We start from the raw sequence: 18,421 nt of genomic DNA, 5'->3' as shown, positions 1-18,421 counted from the left end.
GGGCGGGCAGGGGGCGGCGCTGATCGTGCCCGAGCGTGGGCCGGGCGAGGTGCGCCACGTGACGCGCGCGTTCAACCGGATGCAGGCGCGTATCGGACGGCTGATCGACGAACGCACCCGCGCGCTGGCGGCGGTCGGGCATGACCTCCGTACGCCGCTGGCCCGTCTGCGGCTGCGGGCGGACTCGATCCGCGACGACGAGGTGCGCGAGGCGATCGGCACCGATATCGAGGAGATGGAGGCGATGGTCTCGTCGCTTCTCGCTTTCCTCGGCGGGGACGGGGATGTGGAGCAACCGGAGCTGACCGACCTCGCGATCCTGTGCGCCAATCTGGCCGACGACGCGGTCGATCATGGTCGTGACGTGCGCTATGTCGGGCCCGACCATTTCGATTGTCGCTTGCGCCGCTTCGGCATGAAACGTGCCCTGACCAACCTGGTCGAGAACGCGCTGCATTATGGCGAACACGCGATCATCACCCTTCACGCCGATCCGGGCGACGATGTGCGCATCCGGGTCGAGGACGACGGACCCGGCATTCCCGACGAGTCGCTCGAACTGGTGCTGGAGCCGTTTGTCCGCCTGGATACGGCGCGTCGTCGCGATACGGTGGGATTTGGTCTGGGATTGTCGATCGTCGCGCGTGTGGTCGCCGCCGAGGGCGGCGAACTGACCCTCGCCAATCGCCCCGAGGGCGGGCTTTGCGCCGAAATTCGTCTTCCGCATTGTCGGACATGATTTGTCACGCACTCGCTGCACGGCAGCAAAAAAGGGTGCGTATATCCTGATCTCAGAGGAACACGCGGCCTTCGCAAAAAGTGGGAAGGCCCTCCTCTTACGAGTTCAGGCAAGTTCAGTCGGGAGAATGACCGATGACGATGGAGTTCGATTTGACCGCACTGGAATTGCAGGGTGCCCTGCTGGTGCTCGCGGTGATCATCACCTTCGCCGCGATCGAGGGCTGGAAGGCCCGCTAACCCGCTTTACTGGTTTCGCAAAGGCTCCTCTGCCGTCCCCTCCGGCATGGGCCTGACCGGAATGGAGCAGGCGGCTCGGCTCAGCGCCGGGTCGCCTGCTCTACGATTTCCAACCGACCGCGGATCGCATTGATCAGCTGGCCCGCCGAATAGGGCTTGGTCAGCAGCGCCGCATCCATATCCGCCGCCTCGGCCGCCATGCCGCCATCGCCCGTCGCGAAGATGATCGACAGGGTCGGTCGCAACTGCCGCGCCCGGCGCGCCAGCTCCGCGCCAGACTCGCCCGGCAGGTTCAGGTCCGTCACCAGCACGTCGATCTGTGCCGTCTGCAGTGCGGTCATCGCTTCCTCTGCCGTAACGGCGTGGACCACCACGAAGCCCGCATCCTGAAGCGTCTCGGCCGTGTTGGCGCGGATCAGGTCGTCGTCCTCGACCAGCAGGATGGTACGACCGTCGTGCAGGGGCTGCGAGGCTGGCTCGCCCGCCTGCACGTCCCGCGACGGAGCGGGAAGCTCGGCCTTTGGCATCTGACGCTGCCGTTGATTGGCGAGCACATGCCGGAATTTCCGGGCAAGCGCCTCGCGGGTATAGGGCTTGGACAGCAGCTCCACACCCTTGTCCAGCCGCCCGCCATGGACGATCGAATTCTCGGTATAGCCGGAGGTGAAGAGGACCGCGATATCGGGAAGCCGTTCACGGGCCTTCCGGGCCAGCTCCGGGCTCTTCAGCGTGCCGGGCATCACCACGTCGGTGAACAGGATGTCGATCGGGATACCGCTCTCGACGACGCTCAGCGCGCTTTGGGCGTCGACCGCTTTCAGGACCCGGTAGCCCAGGTCCGACAACAGCTCGACGACGGTGGCGCGCACTTCGGCATCGTCCTCGACGACCAGCACGGTCTCCGTACCGCCGGTGATCGGCCCGGTATCGACCGCAACCTCGACGTCTTCCGCCTCCATCGCACGCGGCAGATAGAGTTTGATCGTGGTGCCATGGCCGACCTCGGAATAGATCTTAACATGGCCACCCGACTGTTTGACGAAGCCATAGACCATCGACAGGCCCAGCCCCGATCCCTTGCCCTCGCTCTTGGTCGAGAAGAAGGGTTCGAAGACCTTGTGGATGATGTCATCGGACATGCCGCTGCCCGTATCCGACACGGCCAGCATGACATATTGGCCGGGGGTCACCTCGTCATGGGTGCGGGCATAATTGTCGTCGAGATGGGCATTGCCGAGTTCGATGGTTAGCTTGCCCTGGCCGTCCATCGCATCGCGCGCGTTGATTGCGAGGTTCAGCAGTGCATTTTCGATCTGGGCGGGATCGATGAAGGTGTTCCACAGGCCGCCGCCGACGATCGTCTCAATTTCCACGCCCTCGCCGATCGCGCGACGGAGCATGTCGTCCATGCCCTGCACAAAACGGGTGACGTTGACGACCTTGGGTTCCAGCGCCTGGCGCCGCCCGAAGGCGAGGAGCTGCGAGGCCAGCTTCGATCCGCGCGACACGCCCGCCATGGCATTGGCGACGCGCTGTTCGGCGCGTTCATTGCCCGCAACATCCTTGCCCAGCAGTTGGAGATTGCCGGACACGACCTGAAGCAGGTTGTTGAAGTCGTGCGCGACTCCGCCGGTCAGCTTGCCGATCGTCTCCATCTTCTGCGCCTGGGCGAGTTTCATCTCGGCCTGACGCCGTTCGGCGATCTCTTCGATGACGCGGCTTTCCAGCGTCTCGTTCAGCTGACGAAGCTGTGCCTCGGCCCGTTCGCGATGATGGACCTGACGGGCGAGGAGCGTCGCCTGATCGCGCAGCGCCTGTTCGGCGGCCCGCTGTTCGGTGATGTCGGTATGGACGCCGACCCATTCGATCAGCTCGCCATCAGGGGCGATGATCGGCAGGCCACGAATCGCGAACGTCCGCCACGCCCCGTCATGGCGACGGACGCGATGTTCGTGGACGAACATTCCCTTGGCCGCCACCGCTTCGTTCCATGCCACGACCGAGGCAGCGGCGTCGTCCGGGTGAACCGCGTTCGACCAGCCGAAGCCCTGATACTCGTCGAAGGTCTGCCCGGTGATCGCCGCCCAGCCCGGCTGCTCGCCGACCATCCGGCCATCGGCGCTGTTGGTCCAGAGCACGCCGTGCACCGCATCCATCGCGGCCCGAAAACGCCGGTTGCTACGTTCGATCGCGTCGGAATGACGGGCGCGTTCGTCCACGTCGAAGACCAGGATATGGAAACCCACCACCTCGCCATCATCGTTACGGCGTGGGAGATAACGCGTCTCCGCCCGGCGTCGGCTGCCGTCGCGGTGATGCAGGTGAACGTCTGCGACGATGGCTTCACCGGCCAGCGCACGTTCGATCAACGGGCGACGCTGGGCATAGTCCTCTGCGGTCAGCACGTCGCTCAGCCGTTGGCCCAGCATCCCCTCGGGATCGGTGCCCAGAAACTCGCGGTAATAGTCGTTGGCGAAGCGATAGCGTTCGTCGCGATCGACAAAGGCGACGAGCACGGGCAGCGAGTCCGTGATGATCCGCAACTCCGCCTCGCTCTCGGCCAGCCGTCGTTCGGCGGCCACGCGACCCGTATTCTCGACGACGGTGCACATCACGCCGCCGACCTTGCCGCATTCGAGATAGACGGGGGTATAATAGAGGTCGAACACGACCTCTTCCTCGACGCCCGCGCGCGTGACGATCAGCGCCTGGTCGCGATAGGCGATGTCCTCTCCGCGAAAACCGCGGTCCAATATGTCGCGGTTCCAGTCCCAGATCTCGGGCCATATCTGTGGCACCAAGCCGCCAAATGCTTCCGGGTGGCGCGGCCCGGCGATGCTGCGATAGGCATCGTTGTAGATCATGACATGATCCGGCCCCCACATCAGGACCTTTGCGATCGGCGAATGAACGATGTTGGCGACCGTTGTGCGCAACACGCTCGGCCAGCCGCCGATCGCACCCAGCGGGCTGGCCGACCAGTCGATGTCCCGCACCCGCTGGCCGCATTCCCCCCCGCCGATCAGCCAGGTGTCGACATCCGAGACGGGGCCATCGGCCCGCATCCGCTCGATCGCGGCGACCAGCAAGGCCTGTTCGTCGGGGAAGTCGCCCGCATCGACGGCTTCGGCAACATATCGTTCGAGCTGCGGCGGGAGCGACAGCATTCGCGACAGGGGAGTCATCATGGGTTGACGCATGAGTAAGCTGTACCGTCAAGTCAATCGGCGACGGCACCGATCACGTTGATTTGTATCACTTTGCCTATCATGACGGTCATGACCGCTCGGTTAATGGCTGGGGGTGATGCGGCTCCAGGATCAGGGTCGAGCCTTCGACCCGCCAGCTCTTCAGGCGCGACAGGAAGTTCATGCCCAGCACGTCGGTTTCGCCGAAAGCGGGGGATACGACCACTGGCATCTTGTCCGCGCGGATGGTGCCGATGCGGAGGGAGTCGACCCGCGCGGTTTCCGCCCGGATCATCCCGTTGGCGGTGTTGAGCATGACCGGGAAGGCGGGCATCCCGGGCTTCAGCCCGGCCGCCTCTGCCGTTGCGCTGGACAGGGCGGTCAGCGTCGCACCGCTGTCGACCAGCATCCGCCGACTGACCCCGTTCACGGTGACGCGCGCCCAGAAATGGCCGTCCGGCGCCATGCGGATACGCACCGTGTCACCAACGACGCTCTGGTCCTGCAAATTTAGGATCTGCATCGCGCGTTGGATATACGGATCGAATTGCTGGCGTTGTTGAAGCAGTACGAACAACAAGCCGCCGAGCAAGAGCCAGGACAGCAGGCTGATCGCCACGCGTAATATTGGCACACGCCGCGCGATGATACCCGCCAAGACAACGGCAAGGACGACGGCCAGCAGGGGTAGGGGGACGCCCAAATCGGCAAACATTGCGGTTCCATTCCTTCGTCCTCCCCATATGGGGAGGGCGAGGGCCGGGAGATAGGGGCGTCCGTCTTTACCGTTGCTGACCGTGCGGGATCAGCCCTGTTCGGTCATTCCGACTTCGGACGCGCTGAACCGGCGGCCGCCATACCAGCGCCGAAAACTTCCATCAGGTTGGCGAAAATAACGCGAGCCTTCATGCAGAACTGGTGCGCCCAACGACTTATAGGCTGCCCAGATTCCATAGACCATGGCAACCAACGCCAGGACCTTGATCCACTCCATCGACTCGCCCTTTTTCTGTTATTAGTCGAGGCTCGCTGTTGTTGTGGTCAATATCAAGTAAATACGTCGCTGCATTGCACTAGTTTCATGCTGCGACGCCGTATTCAGCCGCTTATCGGTCGGCTGAGCCAGGGTGAATCCTTCCAGCCGAAGCGGCGCGGTCGCTCCGCCGCTCGGGTGATGCCGATCCGCGGCCCGACAAGGATCGGCGCGGCGTCCGGCGTTCCGCTCAGCGCGAAGGGCGGCTGCAAGAGCGACGCGCCGTTCAGCCTCAAGTCGATACCCAGGGCGCTGCACAATTTGCCCGGCCCCGAACAAAGCTGCCTCATCCCCAGTCCCGAACCGCGCCGTTCGTGCATGGCGTCCAGACCATGCAAAGGCTCTAGCGCCCGGATCAGCACGGCACTGCCCGGAGAACCACATACGACGTTTAGGCAGTGGTGAAGGCCATAGATACGATACACATAAGCACGGCCGACCAGGCCGAACATCGCCGCGTTTCTCGCCGTTCGTCCCGCAAAGCTGTGCGAAGCGGGATCGGCCGCGTCATAGGCTTCCGTCTCGACGATCACCCCACCGACGCCGTCGACAGTCAGCGTCATGCCGATGAGCGAACGCGCCACATCGTCCACCTCGCCCCGATAAAAGCCGATGGGAAGCGCCGTCATTTCGCTCCGATGCGCAAGCCGTACCAGATCGGCCCGTCCCCCAGCAACTCGCCGACTCGCAGCGCCGCCCCATCACGGTCAACGGTCGTGTCGCGCCAGTCGATCGTGCCGTCTTCGCCCATCAACGGTTCCAGCCGCAGACCGAAGACACAGGTCAGGACGGTGTCGCCGTGCCGCCGCTCGAAGGCGATGACCCGGTCGCGACAATGGCCGGTGACGGCAAGCGGATGATAGGTGCCGTGTGTGAACACGTCGGGATGCTGGCGACGCAGGCCCAGCAGATCGGCCACGATCTTTTGTTTCGGTGCATCGCCATTGGCTAATGCCGCTTCGCGCGCGGAATAGTCGACGGGACGGCGATTGTCAGGATCGACCAGGCTCAGGTCGGCGAACTCGGTCCCCTGATAGCAGTCGGGTACACCCGGCACCGTATAACGCAGCGCCACCTGGACGAGCGAATTGGCGGCGGCGGCCGGACCGATGCGGCGGAGAAGTGCGGTCATTCCTTCCCGGAAGGCCGTTCCTTCGTTGCCATCGATTAACGTCGTGGCCAGACGATTACAGCGCGCCTCATAGTCGGTGTCGGGATCTTCCCAGGACGATCGAAGCTTGGCCTCCCGCAGCGCCTTTTCCTGCCAGGCGGCGATCCGCTCGGCAAAGTCATCCCGTTCGCCGGGATCGGGCCAGGTTCCGACGAGCGTTTGGATCAGCATGTACCAGTCGGCCGGATCAACCCATTCGGCGAGGTTCACCGTCTGCGTCCGCCACGCCTCGACATGACGTCGCCAGTCCTCCGGCATCGCACTCAGGACCGCCAACCGGGCGCGAACATCTTCCCCGCGCTTATGATCATGGGTAGCGGTGGTCAGCATCGCCAGCGGAAAACGCTCGGCCCGGCCCTTCATCCGGTCATGAAAGCCCGCGATCGACAGGCTGAGCCGCGCCGCATCGAAGCCGACATCGTTTCGCGAGAGCAGGGGCGCGTGACGATAGAAAGCGGTGTCCTCAACCGCCTTGGCCGCGATGGGGGCGGAAAGCTGCTGAAAACGCCTGACCGCTTCTCCAAGCCGTTCCCGATCGCCGGGACGGGACCCGGCCAGCCATTGCAGCATCTGGTCGACGACAAAAGCCTCACCGGGGGGCAATAGCGGCTCCACCCGTTCGCGCGCCATGCGGCGGATGGCTTCATCGGACGAAGGCGCATCGGGACCATAGGTTCGATAGACCGGAAAGACCCAGAGCAGCCGTTCGATCGCCCGGCGCAGCATCGGGGTGGTGATCGCCCCCTCCAATTCCGGGGCGGAAGCTGTCAGCGCCGCGAAGGCCGCAACGCACTGGTCCAACTGCCCGGCGAACTGCCATGCGAGCAGGTCCTGCCGTGCCTGAAGTTCCTCCGGCGCGAACTGGTCCGAACGGCCGCTCAACTGCGCCCAGAGCTCGGCGAGCGACCGCGTGCCCTCGGGGGCATGGAGCAGGGCCGAGACCTCCTCCATGAAGTCATAGCCGCTAGTGCCGTCGACGCCCCAATCGTCCCCCATGGGCTCGTCGGCAGCGAGGATCTTTTCCACGACGATATAGGCGCGGTTGCCATCGTCCCGCGCGATGGCGTCGAAGCGCGCGCGCAGTTTGCGACAATAGCCGATCGGGTCGGTCAATCCGTCGACATGGTCGATCCGTACGCCGTCGATCAGTCCCTGCTGATAAAGCCGGAAGTAGAGGGCATGGGTTTCCGCGAACACCTGATCGTCCTCGACCCGCAGCCCCGCCAGATCGTTGATCGTGAAGAAGCGCCGCCAGTTGAGTTCGTCGTTCGATACTCGCCACGACGCCAGGCGATAATGCTGGCGACCGAGCAAAGCGGCAAGGTCCTGCTTCTCGGCCCCATCCTGATCCTCGTCCCGGATCGGCAAGCGATGTTCGCCATAGGCGACGATCTCGGCGTGGCCGTCTCGGCGTTCGACGACGATCTGGCCGTCCGCCAGCACCTTCTTGAGCGGATCGCCGAGGATCGGCAGGACGAGCTTGCGCGACCAGTCGATGTCGAAAAAGCGTGCGAACCGGCTCGCCTCGCCTTTGGCCAGCACGTCGTTCCACCAGTCATTGCCGCCGCCCGCCACGCCCATATGATTGGGTACGATGTCGATGATAACACCCATGCCACGCGCCCTGGCGGCTTCGGCGAGAGACCGGAAGGCATCTTCGCCTCCCAGTTCCGGGTTGATCCGTGTCGGGTCGATGACGTCATATCCGTGCATGGATCCAGCCGTCGCCGTGGTGATCGGCGAGGCATAGACATGGCTGATCCCCAGCGTGTCTAGATACGGAAGCAGGGCTTCGGCTCGGGCGAAGGGGAAGTCCTTGTGGAACTGAAAGCGATAGGTGGCGCGCGGCGTCATGGGCGACGTCCTTCGATAAAGCGGGTCAGCGGGCGTTGAGTATGGCGATGAGCGCCGAAACCTCGGGCTTGGCGAGCGAGCGGTCGAGCGTATCGGGCAGGCGGCGACGCCAATTGGGATGCTCGTCGATAGTGCCGGGGAGATTGGGCTGCTCGTCCAGCCCCAGCAGATCCTCGACCGGTACGATAGCCAGTGGACACGGCGTCTCCGCTACCGCCGCAATGGCAGCGCCGACGACCTCGGAGGGTTCGTCGGGCTTTGGGGCATCATGGCCGATGGCTTGCCATAGCGCGGTCCGTTCCTGAGCCCGGTCGGCGCTCTCCTCCGATGAGACGGGCCGACCGGCGATACGCGCCCGCCATTCCAGATCGCGGCCCTTCCACCACCCGGCAACGGTCGCGATGTCGTGGGTGGCGGTCATGGCAATCGCCTGATCGCTCCACATATCCGGGGGGAGGAACGCGCCGTCCCCATCCCGCTCGAACGGCAGGACGCGCATGCCGAGCATCCCGGCCTCCGCCATGATGTCGCGAAAGCCGGGCGGGACGGTGCCAAGGTCCTCGCCGATCACGATCGCTCCGCGTCCCTGATTGGCCCGGTGCGCCTCGATCCGCAGGATGCGCATCATGTCGGTAAAGGGCATCGCCAGATAGGCACCCTGATCGGCCGGAGCGCCGTCCGGGACCACCCAGAGACGGCAAAGCCCGAGGGCATGGTCGATGCGGATGCCCCCCGCATGCGCGAAGACGGCGCGCAGCGTATCGATGAACGGCGCAAAGCCCTGCCGCCGCAGCGCGAAGGGCGACAGGGCGGTAATTCCCCAATTCTGGCCATCGGGACCTAACGGATCGGGCGGGGCGCCGATCGACAGGCCGGTCAGCAACTCGCCGCGTCGGCTCCAGCCGTCCGCGCCGTTCATGGCGACGCCGATGGCAAGGTCAGCGATCAGCCCGATCGCCATGCCGCTGCCCCGCGCGGTGTGCGCCGCGTCGCGAAGCGCCCGGTCCGTCCACCATTGGGCAAAGGCGTAGAAGCGAATGGCGTCGTGGTGCTCGGCGGCGAAACGGGCAACCGCTTCGCTTTCGGGATCGTGATATTCTTCCGGCCAGTCGATCCAGCCGCTCACCCGGTCACGGCCGTGGAAATAGGCGTGAAGCGCATCGAACAGCGCCTGCGATTCCAGCCGTTCGCCGCCCTCCATCCGCCAACGCTCGAAGGCTTGAACTTGCGTCTGGTCCAGCCGATCGTAGACGAAGCGAAGGTCCTGCATCCGGTCCGGCGCGGCGCTTTGCCAGTCGATCAGGGCAGGGGCGTCGGCCACCGGCTCGCCAGCGGGGGCCAGCCAGACATTGCGAAACAAGCGGCTCGACGGGGCATAGGGGCTGAAGCGCGCGGCGTCGGCGGGGAACAGCGCGTGGACGGGGCTGATCGCCAGAGCGGCGGCACCGGCTCGGCCCAAGGCCTTGGCGGCGCCGGCCAGACCGGCAAAGTCGCCAAAGGCGCCGCCGCCTTCACGCAGGGACGGGATCTGGACGGCGCTGCCCCAATGTCTGCCCGACGGTGGGGCCGGACAACGGGGCGGGGCGATAGCAATCGTCCATTCCCGCTCACCCTGTTCCAGCCGATGATAACCCGGCTGGAGAATGGCAGGCAGATTACGGTCCCGGATCGAGACCGAGACCACGTCGCCGCCCTCCAGGGTCAGCCGTGCGGTCCCGTCACGGCATGTGTCGGGAAGGGAAATCTGCTGACCGAGTTCACCCGAGACGAATACGGTTTCGCCGACATCGGTATCCAGCCGATCCAGGATCGCCGCCAGTGCCTCGTCGGAGACGGTCTGGTCATGCCCTTTCGCGTCCTGCCAGTGACGTGACAGTCCGGCGGCTTCGGCGCGGGTATGAAGGTCGCTCATTGGGCGATCCATGCGGCGAAGCGATCGCCTTCCCGGTAGATCAACTGGCCTGCATCCTCGGCGATGGGCTGCGGCGCTTCGCCGAGATCGATCAGGATGCTCAGCGTCGCGCCATCGGCCATGCGCCACCGGGCCTTGACCTGAGCAGGCCCCGTCACATCGGCCGAGAGCCCCACCGCGCCCTTCAGGCGCGGCATGATATGCACCTGCCTAAGCGCCAGCAGCTCCCGGTATAGCGCACGCCACTCCCCGGCCTGGGGGCCGGGCTCCGGGATCGAGGCGTCGAAAGTGCTGCGGGCATTGGGGTCGGGGATACGCTTGCGCGCTTCCTCATCGGCGAAGGCGTCGAACTTGGCGAACTCGCGTCGGCGTCCTTCGCGGACCGCGTCGGCCAGCTCGTCATGGAAATCGGTGAAGAACAGGAAGGGACTTTCGCTCCCCTCATCCTCGCCCATGAACAGCAGCGGGATTTGTGGACCGAGCAGCAGCAGCGCCGTCGCCGCGCGAAGCCGCTCGCGATCGGTCAGGCGGATCAGCCGCTCGCCCATCGCGCGGTTTCCGACCTGGTCGTGGTTCTGAAGAAAGGCGACGAAGGCCGTGCTGGGCAGATCGCCGGACGGTTTGCCGCGGGGCTTGCCGTCATGGTTCGGCGATGCTTCACCCTGATAGATGAAGCCCTCCTTCAGGCAACGCGCCAACCGCTCGGCGGCATGATCGGCGAAGTCGCCATAATAGGCGCTCGTTTCCCCCGTGAGCAGGACGTGCAGGACGTTGTGGAAATCGTCGTTCCATTGGGCGTCGTAGCAACCCGCGCGCAGGCGATCCGCGTCGTTCTTCTCATTCTCCAGGACCAGATGGACATGCCGTTCGGGCAGGGCCGCGCGGATTTCACTCGCCATCCGGTCGAGAAAGCTGTCATTTGCGATGGCATGAACGGCATCGAAGCGCAGCCCGTCGATGCGATAGTCCCGCAGCCACATCAGCGCATTGTCGACGAAGAAGCGGTGCACCGGATCGGCATCGACCGCCACCGCGCCGCCCCAGGGCGTGTCGACCTCCTTGTGGAAGAAGGCGCTGGCATAGGCCTCCAGATAATTCCCGTCCGGCCCGAAGTGATTATACACCAAGTCGAGGAAGACGGAGAGACCCAGGCCATGCGCCGTGTCGACCAAGGTCTTCAGCTCGGCGGGTGAGCCGTAAGGTTCGGCCACGGCATAGGGCAGGACGCCATCATAGCCCCAGTTGCGCGTGCCGCCGAACCCGTTGATGGGCATCAGCTCGATGGCGGTGATACCGGATGCGGCGATAGCGGGCAGCTTCTGTCGAATACCCTCGAAGCCGCCCAGCGTCCCCACGTGCACTTCGAGCAGCACCGTCTCTTCCCACGGCCGCCCGCGCCATTCGGTGGCGCTCCAGGCAAAGGTCGGGTCGACCACCACGCTCCAGCAATGGACGCCGCCCGCCTGAAGTCGGGAGGCGGGATCAGGCACCGCCAAATCCTTGTCCAGGCGGAAGCGATAGCGGCTTCCAGCAGCCGCCGGAGCGGCGGCGGAGAACCATCCCTGACCATCGCGATCCATCGGTACGGAGGGCGCGCCGTCGATCTCCAGCGTCACCGCGTCACGATCCGGCGCCCAAAGCCGGAACTGCGTATCTGCGCCCTCGCGCAGCTCAGGACCCCAGTTCGTCATGCGTCGACCGTATCCCGCCAGGTGATGAGTACCGCACTTTGCGGTCCGACCTCATAGCTGTCGCCGATCTCGACCTCACCCTGTTCGGGCTTGGCACTGTCGATCAGGACTGTGCGGGCGGCATGGGGTGGGGGCAGGGTGAAGGTGATCGGATCGGGCGAGGCGTTGAGCAGCAGCGAAACCGCCTCCACGCCGCCATCCTCGGTCGCCGTCGCGCGCCGCATCATCAGCGCACGCCCTTCGGGATTGTCCCAATCCTCGGAGCTCAGCTGCTGGCCGCGTTCGTCCCACCATTCGATATCGTTGATGCCGTGCCCCGGCGTGTCCTGTCCATATAGGAAGCTCGGCGACCGCAGCACCGGATATCGACGGCGCAATTCGGCCAGTCGCGCGGTGAACGCGATCATTCCTTCACCGTCGTCCGACGCCGCAGCCTTCCAGTCGAGCCAGCTGATCTCGTTATCCTGGCAATAGGCATTGTTGTTGCCGTGCTGCGTACGGCCGAACTCGTCGCCCGCTACGATCATCGGCGTACCCAGCGAAGCGAGCAGGGTGGTCATCATCGAACGCATCACACGGCCACGAGCCGCCTTGATATTCTCGTCATCGGTCGGCCCCTCCGCGCCCCAGTTGCGCGAGTAATTCTCCGAATGGCCGTCGCGATTGTCTTCCTTGTTCGCCTCGTTGTGACGCTGCTCGTACATCACGGTATCGGCCAGGGTGAAACCGTCATGGGCGGCCAGCAAGTTCAGGCTGGCCCAGGGACGCCGTGCGCGACGGTCGAACAGGTCGCCCGAGCCGGACAGCCGGGCCGCCAGATCGCCGCGCTGGCCGGGATCGCCTCGCCAGAATTTGCGCACCGTGTCGCGATACTTGTCGTTCCATTCCGAAAAGCCCGGCGGGAAATTGCCGAGCTGATAACCGCCCGGACCGACATCCCATGGCTCGGTCAGGAGCTTGAGCCGCCCCAGCACCGGGTCCTGCCGCAGCACGTCGAAAAAGGCCGCGCCCGGATCGAAACCCGTCGCCTCACGCCCCAGGGTCAAGCCAAGGTCGAAGCGGAAGCCGTCGATCCCGAAGCTCGTCGCCCAGTAGCGCAGCGAGTCCGTCACCATCTGGATCACCCGCGCCTTGGACAGGTTCAGCGTGTTGCCGGTGCCGGTATCGTTGATCGTATAGCGCGGCTGATCCTGGACCAGCCGGTAATAGCTGGCATTGTCCAGCCCGCGCCATGACAGGGTCGGGCCTTTCTCCGATCCCTCGCAGGTGTGGTTGTACACCACGTCGAGAATGACCTCGATCCCGGCCTTGTGCAGCTTGTGGACCGCGCGGCGGAGTTCGTCCTGGGTGTCGGTCGCGAAATAGGCCTGCTCGGGCGCAAAGAAGCCGAGGGTGTTGTAACCCCAGTAATTGCGCAGACCCTTTTCCTGAAGGAAGCGGTCCTGCGTGAAGCTGTGGATCGGCAGCAGTTCGATCGCGGTCACGCCGATCCGCTTCAGATGCTTGATGACGGCCGGATGGCCGAGCCCCGCATAGGTGCCGCGCTCGCGCGGCGGGACCATTTCCATCAGCTTGGTCAGGCCCTTCACATGGGCTTCGTAGATGACGGTTTCCGACCAGGGCGTGTTTGGCTTCACATCGCGCGACCAGTCGAAATGATCGTCGACCACCACCGCCTTTGGCATGGCGGCGGCGCTGTCACGCTTGTCGAAACTCAGATCCTCTTTCTTCGATCGAATCTGATAGCCATGCAGCGCGTCGGTCCACTTGATCTCACCGTGCAGCTTGCGTGCATAGGGGTCGAGCAGCAACTTGTTCGGGTTGAAGCGATGCCCGGCCTCCGGTTCGTAGCGGCCATGCGCGCGGTAACCGTAAAGGAGCCCCGGCCCGACATCGGGCAGATAGCCGTGCCATACCTCGTCGGTGCATTCCGGCAGTGTGTAGCGCTTCAGTTCGCGCTTCCCCTGGGAGTCGAAGATGCAAAGTTCGATCCGGTCGGCATTGGCGGAAAAGACGGCAAAATTTACCCCTTCGCCATCAAAGCTGGCGCCCAGCGGGTAGGCGGAGCCGGGCAGGATCTGGTCAGGCAAATCAGTCAAGGGGACTCTCCGGCAAAAGTCGAAAAGACTATGCGCGTGGCATTTCGACAGGGTTCGGGCGTCATTGCCCGCTGGCGTCCCGCGAACGGGAGCCACCGGGCATAGGTTATGCGGTCTTGACGCGCGGCTTTCGGGTCGGCTTGGGCTTCGGCTCCGCCGCGATCGTCTGCGGCGCGGCCTCAGCCTTTTTTCGGCGTGCGGCCGGTTTGGCCGGAGCAGCGGGTTCTTCCGGGGCCGCTTCGGTCAGCTCGCGTTCGGCCTGCTCCCAATGTTCGCGGTCACGACCATGCGGTTCGCCTTCCGACTGCCAGATGCCATAGGCACGCTGCCGAAGCTGTTCATCCCGATCGTTCATCATGACCTCCCTATCGTGACCCGCAAACTGTTATCGCGAGCGTAACGATTGGTCCGGCCATAACGCTCCCCGAAAATCGCGTTGATGCGGATCAATTGCCCGTCGGCGACTTCGCCTTGACCTGGTCGGGCGGGGTGACCGCCGACAGGGTCTGGCGCTGGCTTTCGGGATCGATGCGGCGCGTGCGCGTGAAGGGCGGCAGTTCGACGCGCCCGCCGGTCTTCATGGCGGTCACGATACCCTCGATCACGCGGAGGTCCGACAGGCCTTCCTCAGCATCCGGCTCGGGATCGCGGTCGTTCAGGATGCAGTCGGAGAAATAGCGCATCTCGCCGCCGAAATGGTCGGTATGCTTGAACTTCTCGTGGCTCTGCTTGTCGCCGATCGTCAGATTCTGCTCGATCCCCGACTGGAAGCCATAGGCCGGGCTCATGTGGATCGAGCCCTTCATGCCCGCGACGATCAAGCTGTCGATGTTGTTCATCGCATAGCTGACGGTGAAGCTGGCCAGCTTGTCGCCCGGCATGCGCAGCACGACAGCGAAGGTATCGTCCAGATCGCCCAGCCCCGCGCTCGGCTGGCGCGTGGCGACGGCGCTTTCCACGGCGACCGGCTCGGCTCCGAACAGATAGCGGATGGCGTTGATCGGGTAGGGCGCCATGTCGAACAGCGGCCCGGCCTCGAGCCCGTGCTTGGCCCGGTGATTGTCGGGGTCAAGCTTCTGCCCGAAACACGACGTGAAGCCGACCAGCTCACCCAGTTCGCCATTGCGGATCTTCTCGATGGCGTCGAGCGTGCCCGGCTCGAAGTGCAGGCGATAGGCCGTCATCAGCTTGGCCTTGGAACGCCGTTCGGCATCCTGGATCGCCCGCGCTTTCTCACTGGAAATCTCCAGCGGCTTTTCACACAGGACGTGAATACCGGCGTCAAGCGCGGGAATGGCGAACTCCGCATGGCGCCAGTTGGGCGTACCCAGATAGATCGCGTCGCAGACCCCGGCGGTCAGCAGTTTGTCGAACTCGTTGTAGGAATAGACATGCTCGACGCCGTATTTTTCGGCCAGCAGCCTGCCTTTTTCCGCATCGCCCGTGACGATCGCAGTCAACTCCGAATTGCCGGTGTGCTTGATGCCGGGCAGCATCGCCGATTGCGTTATGTCGCCCGCGCCAACGACCGCATAGCGAACCTTTTTCGCGCCGAAACCGAATGCCGATGCCAAGCTCATGGCCGTTCTCCCAAATATAAGACTTCAAATCTCGTAACGGCTGCTGCAACGCGCCAATTCGGGGAAGGTCCCACGGAGATATTATGGTTTTGGCGAGTTTTCATCCGCCTAACCTGTATCAACGGAGACGCGCGCTCGTGACTTTACCCGATCAGCATCCCGAGCCGCTTCGTGACGCCGACGGGTTTCTGAACCTCGAAAACTATGCCGCGCTGGGCGACGGGCGCAGCGTCGCGCTGAGTGGTGCGGATGGCGCCATCGACTGGTGGTGCGTACCCAATATGGACTCGGCACCCTTGTTCGACCGGTTGCTCGACGGGGAGCGCGGCGGGACCTTCTCCATTACGCCGGTCGAACCCTTTGCGGTCGAGCGACGCTATCGACCGGACAGCAACGTCCTCGAGACGATCTTCATTACGGCAAGCGGTCGCGCCAAGCTGGTCGAGTCGCTCAACAGCGGGCCGGCGGGGCGGCTGCCTTGGGCGGAACTGGCGCGTCGGGTGGAGGGGCTGGACGGTTTCGTCCGCTTTGCCATAACCCTGCGCTTCAGCCGCCGCGCCGATACGGTCAGCCCCTATTTTGCGCCTGCAGGCGGGCACAATGTCTTTCATGTCGACCGGGTGCTGGGCGTGTTCCGTCATTGCGGCGGCGTGACGATCGATACGGTCGAGGACGGCTTGGTCACGGCCACGGCGGCGGTCGGGCCGGGCGATCGTGCCCGGATCGCTATCATCGCGGGCGAGGACGAGCCGCTGGTCTGCCAGGATATCGAGCAGATCGACGCGCGGATCGACCTGTCGGATTTCGAATGGCGGCAATGGACGCAGGGGCTGAAGGTACCTGAAGTTCATCGCGATCGCATCCTGCGCAGCGCTTTGGCGCTCAAGCTGCTGCTCTATTCACCCACGGGCGCGATCACGGCGGCGGCCACGACCTCGTTGCCCGAAGGGATCGGTGGCAAGAAGAATTACGACTATCGCTACGCCTGGGTCCGGGACGCAGGCTATACGATCAAGGCGTTCCTGCGCATCGGCGCGCATGGCGAGGCCAAGGCGGCCTTTACGTGGTTGCTCAAGCGGCTGGGCGAGGGTGATCCGCAGGTCTGCTACACGCTGGACGGCTGCCCGGTCCCGGCGGAGCGCGAGATCGCCGTGAGTGGCTATCGACATTCCAAGCCTGTGCGCGTCGGGAATCTGGCGGGCGGCCAGCACCAGCACGGCATTTACGGCGATATCTTCGAGACCGCGAGCCGCTTCGTCGCATGCGGCAACTTCCTCGACACCTCCAGCGCCGAGACGCTGTCACATCTGGCCGATGCATGCGCCGATCGCTGGCGGCTGCCGGATGCGGGTATATGGGAACTGCCCGAGGAGCGGCATTATACCATGTCCAAGATCAGCTGCTGGCAGGCGCTGGCTCGCGCGGTCGAATTGGCGGACGAGGGCCAGATACCCACGACCTGCCGCGACCGCTGGGCACGCGAGCGTGACAGGATCGAGGCTTGGATCGGCGAGCATTGCTGGTCGGAAAAGCGCGGTGCGTATCTGATGCATCCCGACAGCGACGCACTGGACGCCAGCCTGGCGCTAGCAGTGCGCTTCCGCTTTGACGGGCAGGATCGTCTGGCGCGGACACTGGATGCGCTGGACAAGGAACTCGCATCGGGTGCTTTTCACTACCGCTATACTGGTGTGGAGAGGGAGGAGGGCTGTTTCCTGGCGTGCACATTCTGGATGATAGAAGCACGCGCGATCCTCGGTCAGCACGAGGCAGCCCAGGCGGCGTTCGACGCGGCGACCGAGGCGTTGGATAGCCACGGAGCCGGGCTATATGCCGAGATGATCGACCCCAAGACGGGGCATTATTTGGGTAATATGCCGCAGGGGCTTACCCATCTTGCGGTCATCCAGGCGGCAGCGACCCTGGCTGGCGAGGAATTATGACGGTCGGATAAGTCGTCCTGTCCGTCATGGACGAAGGGAGCATGTGAAACCTCCCGCGGCCCCTCTGCGCAAATCCTGTACCGTTCAAGGATTTGCGCAGCGGTTCGGCCGAGAAGCTATTTCAGTCGAGGTCATTCTCACTGACGACGACCAACGACTGCTCCATGTCCCGGCCAAGCGCGGTTTGCGCCGCCTCGAGGATATCGTCGGAATAGCGCTCGAAAAGCTCGACCGCGTCGCCCTCGGGAACGTCGCCGCTCAGCGCTTCCAGCATGTCATACTGGACTGCGAACTGATATTCCTCGCCGTCGAGTTCTCCGACAAACTCCACCTGCCGGTCCGACACATTGTCTTCGACCGTGCCGCTTACGATCGTCAGCGCTTCTTCTGCCATGGCATTCCTTCCCAAAAGTGGCTGCGTCGGGGACGCCGCAAATGGGGTTGGGTTCCCTGAAGTCCCGCTTATTTGACCCGACGCCAGCGCTGTTCGCGGCAACCCAGGCTGCCCAGCAGGCAACCCTCGCCGACCAGGGTACGGGCGTCGATCTGGGTGATCGTGCCCTGAACCTCACGGCCGATATCGGGGACATAGACGGTGCCCGACCAGCGGCCCGGCTCTTCCTCCTCGAAATCGCTGAACAGCTGCGTGCCAACCAATCGGGGCGAGCCGCCCCGTGCCGCGTCCGCCTTGGCCTGCTCGCTCGCCCAGACGACCGTGCCGCACATCAGTTCGGCGTCTGCCCCACGTCCGCACGGCGCAAAGCGGACCTGCACCGTATTCGACGGATTCGCCCAGGTTCCAGCCGGAACCCGTGCATCCGCTGCGCTCGTCGTCAGCCCGACCCCCATGACGGCCGCCACGATACCCGTCGCCCGCAAAAGACCCATGCTCATTGCCTGTCCTATCCCGCTGCAAGTCACTGTCAGGTCGGGAATATGGGAAGCTGCCTGTACGAATGCAAAACGGCCGGC

Annotated in this window: 14 protein-coding genes; 2 read left to right on the top strand and 12 right to left on the bottom strand. The window is 64.4% G+C overall.

The window, feature by feature from the left end:
- Nucleotides 1-739, top strand: a 739-nt coding sequence (locus tag NS355_RS04125) for an ATP-binding protein (protein ID WP_167345397.1), incomplete at its 5' end; no start/stop codon positions are given.
- Between the two features lie 319 nt (nucleotides 740-1,058).
- Here NS355_RS04125 and NS355_RS04120 read toward each other — a convergent pair.
- The 10 genes from NS355_RS04120 to NS355_RS04075 form a co-directional block, all read right to left on the bottom strand.
- Nucleotides 1,059-4,166, bottom strand: coding sequence for a PAS domain-containing protein (locus NS355_RS04120; protein WP_244489549.1), 3,108 nt, complete (start codon nucleotides 4,164-4,166; stop codon nucleotides 1,059-1,061).
- A gap of 88 nt (nucleotides 4,167-4,254) precedes the next feature.
- Nucleotides 4,255-4,881 carry a retropepsin-like aspartic protease family protein gene (locus tag NS355_RS04115; RefSeq protein WP_058744526.1) on the bottom strand — a complete coding sequence of 209 codons (627 nt, stop codon included), beginning with the start codon at nucleotides 4,879-4,881 and terminating at the stop codon, nucleotides 4,255-4,257.
- Between the two features lie 90 nt (nucleotides 4,882-4,971).
- Nucleotides 4,972-5,160, bottom strand: a complete 189-nt coding sequence (locus tag NS355_RS04110; RefSeq protein WP_058744525.1) for a hypothetical protein — start codon at nucleotides 5,158-5,160, stop codon at nucleotides 4,972-4,974.
- Nucleotides 5,161-5,264: 104 nt separating this feature from the next.
- Nucleotides 5,265-5,828, bottom strand: a complete 564-nt coding sequence (locus NS355_RS04105; RefSeq protein ID WP_058744524.1) for a DNA-3-methyladenine glycosylase — start codon at nucleotides 5,826-5,828, stop codon at nucleotides 5,265-5,267.
- Nucleotides 5,825-8,224 carry a malto-oligosyltrehalose synthase gene (gene treY, locus NS355_RS04100; protein ID WP_058744523.1) on the bottom strand — a complete coding sequence of 800 codons (2,400 nt, stop codon included), beginning with the start codon at nucleotides 8,222-8,224 and terminating at the stop codon, nucleotides 5,825-5,827. Before treY ends, NS355_RS04105 begins: the two co-directional genes overlap by 4 nt.
- A gap of 25 nt (nucleotides 8,225-8,249) precedes the next feature.
- On the bottom strand, nucleotides 8,250-10,136 hold the full coding sequence (gene malQ, locus NS355_RS04095; protein WP_058744522.1) for a 4-alpha-glucanotransferase: 1,887 nt from the start codon (nucleotides 10,134-10,136) through the stop codon (nucleotides 8,250-8,252).
- Entirely contained in the window at nucleotides 10,133-11,827 is a 1,695-nt protein-coding gene (gene treZ / locus NS355_RS04090; RefSeq protein WP_058744521.1) for a malto-oligosyltrehalose trehalohydrolase, read from the bottom strand. Before treZ ends, malQ begins: the two co-directional genes overlap by 4 nt.
- Nucleotides 11,824-13,926, bottom strand: coding sequence for a glycogen debranching protein GlgX (gene glgX, locus NS355_RS04085; RefSeq protein WP_167345396.1), 2,103 nt, complete (start codon nucleotides 13,924-13,926; stop codon nucleotides 11,824-11,826). The genes treZ and glgX overlap by 4 nt, the downstream gene beginning before the upstream one ends.
- 106 nt (nucleotides 13,927-14,032) lie before the next feature.
- Nucleotides 14,033-14,281: a DUF2934 domain-containing protein gene (locus tag NS355_RS04080; protein WP_058744530.1), complete on the bottom strand. Its 249-nt coding sequence runs from the start codon at nucleotides 14,279-14,281 to the stop codon at nucleotides 14,033-14,035.
- A 91-nt stretch (nucleotides 14,282-14,372) separates the two neighbouring features.
- A complete protein-coding gene (locus NS355_RS04075) occupies nucleotides 14,373-15,506 on the bottom strand; it encodes a Gfo/Idh/MocA family protein (protein WP_058744520.1) in 1,134 nt (377 codons plus the stop codon).
- Between the two features lie 137 nt (nucleotides 15,507-15,643).
- Here NS355_RS04075 and NS355_RS04070 point away from each other — a divergent pair, with 137 nt between their 5' ends.
- Nucleotides 15,644-17,449, top strand: coding sequence for a glycoside hydrolase family 15 protein (locus NS355_RS04070; protein WP_058744519.1), 1,806 nt, complete (start codon nucleotides 15,644-15,646; stop codon nucleotides 17,447-17,449).
- 121 nt (nucleotides 17,450-17,570) lie between these two features.
- On the opposite strand, the gene NS355_RS04065 is transcribed toward NS355_RS04070, so the two are convergent.
- Together NS355_RS04065 and NS355_RS04060 are read right to left on the bottom strand one after the other, a co-directional pair.
- On the bottom strand, nucleotides 17,571-17,843 hold the full coding sequence (locus tag NS355_RS04065) for a DUF1488 family protein (protein ID WP_058744518.1): 273 nt from the start codon (nucleotides 17,841-17,843) through the stop codon (nucleotides 17,571-17,573).
- 68 nt (nucleotides 17,844-17,911) lie between these two features.
- Nucleotides 17,912-18,343 (bottom strand): DUF2147 domain-containing protein, encoded by a 432-nt coding sequence (locus NS355_RS04060; protein ID WP_244489548.1) that lies wholly within the window; start codon nucleotides 18,341-18,343, stop codon nucleotides 17,912-17,914.
- Nucleotides 18,344-18,421 lie beyond the last annotated feature (78 nt).

The sequence above is a fragment of the Sphingomonas yabuuchiae genome (assembly GCF_001477495.1).
Lineage (GTDB): Bacteria > Pseudomonadota > Alphaproteobacteria > Sphingomonadales > Sphingomonadaceae > Sphingomonas > Sphingomonas yabuuchiae_A.
The sequence above is the reverse complement of the archived record's forward strand: the minus strand, read 5'-3'. Positions and strand labels throughout refer to the sequence as shown.

What these genes read in the sequence shown, in the direction of transcription:
- NS355_RS04120 (WP_244489549.1), bottom strand. Translation starts at nt 4,166, where the DNA reads ATGATGACTCCCCTGTCGCGAATGCTGTCGCTCCCGCCGCAGCTCGAA.
- NS355_RS04115 (WP_058744526.1), bottom strand. Translation starts at nt 4,881, where the DNA reads ATGTTTGCCGATTTGGGCGTCCCCCTACCCCTGCTGGCCGTCGTCCTT.
- NS355_RS04110 (WP_058744525.1), bottom strand. Translation starts at nt 5,160, where the DNA reads ATGGAGTGGATCAAGGTCCTGGCGTTGGTTGCCATGGTCTATGGAATC.
- NS355_RS04105 (WP_058744524.1), bottom strand. Translation starts at nt 5,828, where the DNA reads ATGACGGCGCTTCCCATCGGCTTTTATCGGGGCGAGGTGGACGATGTG.
- treY (WP_058744523.1), bottom strand. Translation starts at nt 8,224, where the DNA reads ATGACGCCGCGCGCCACCTATCGCTTTCAGTTCCACAAGGACTTCCCC.
- malQ (WP_058744522.1), bottom strand. Translation starts at nt 10,136, where the DNA reads ATGAGCGACCTTCATACCCGCGCCGAAGCCGCCGGACTGTCACGTCAC.
- treZ (WP_058744521.1), bottom strand. Translation starts at nt 11,827, where the DNA reads ATGACGAACTGGGGTCCTGAGCTGCGCGAGGGCGCAGATACGCAGTTC.
- NS355_RS04080 (WP_058744530.1), bottom strand. Translation starts at nt 14,281, where the DNA reads ATGAACGATCGGGATGAACAGCTTCGGCAGCGTGCCTATGGCATCTGG.
- NS355_RS04075 (WP_058744520.1), bottom strand. Translation starts at nt 15,506, where the DNA reads ATGAGCTTGGCATCGGCATTCGGTTTCGGCGCGAAAAAGGTTCGCTAT.
- NS355_RS04065 (WP_058744518.1), bottom strand. Translation starts at nt 17,843, where the DNA reads ATGGCAGAAGAAGCGCTGACGATCGTAAGCGGCACGGTCGAAGACAAT.
- NS355_RS04060 (WP_244489548.1), bottom strand. Translation starts at nt 18,343, where the DNA reads ATGAGCATGGGTCTTTTGCGGGCGACGGGTATCGTGGCGGCCGTCATG.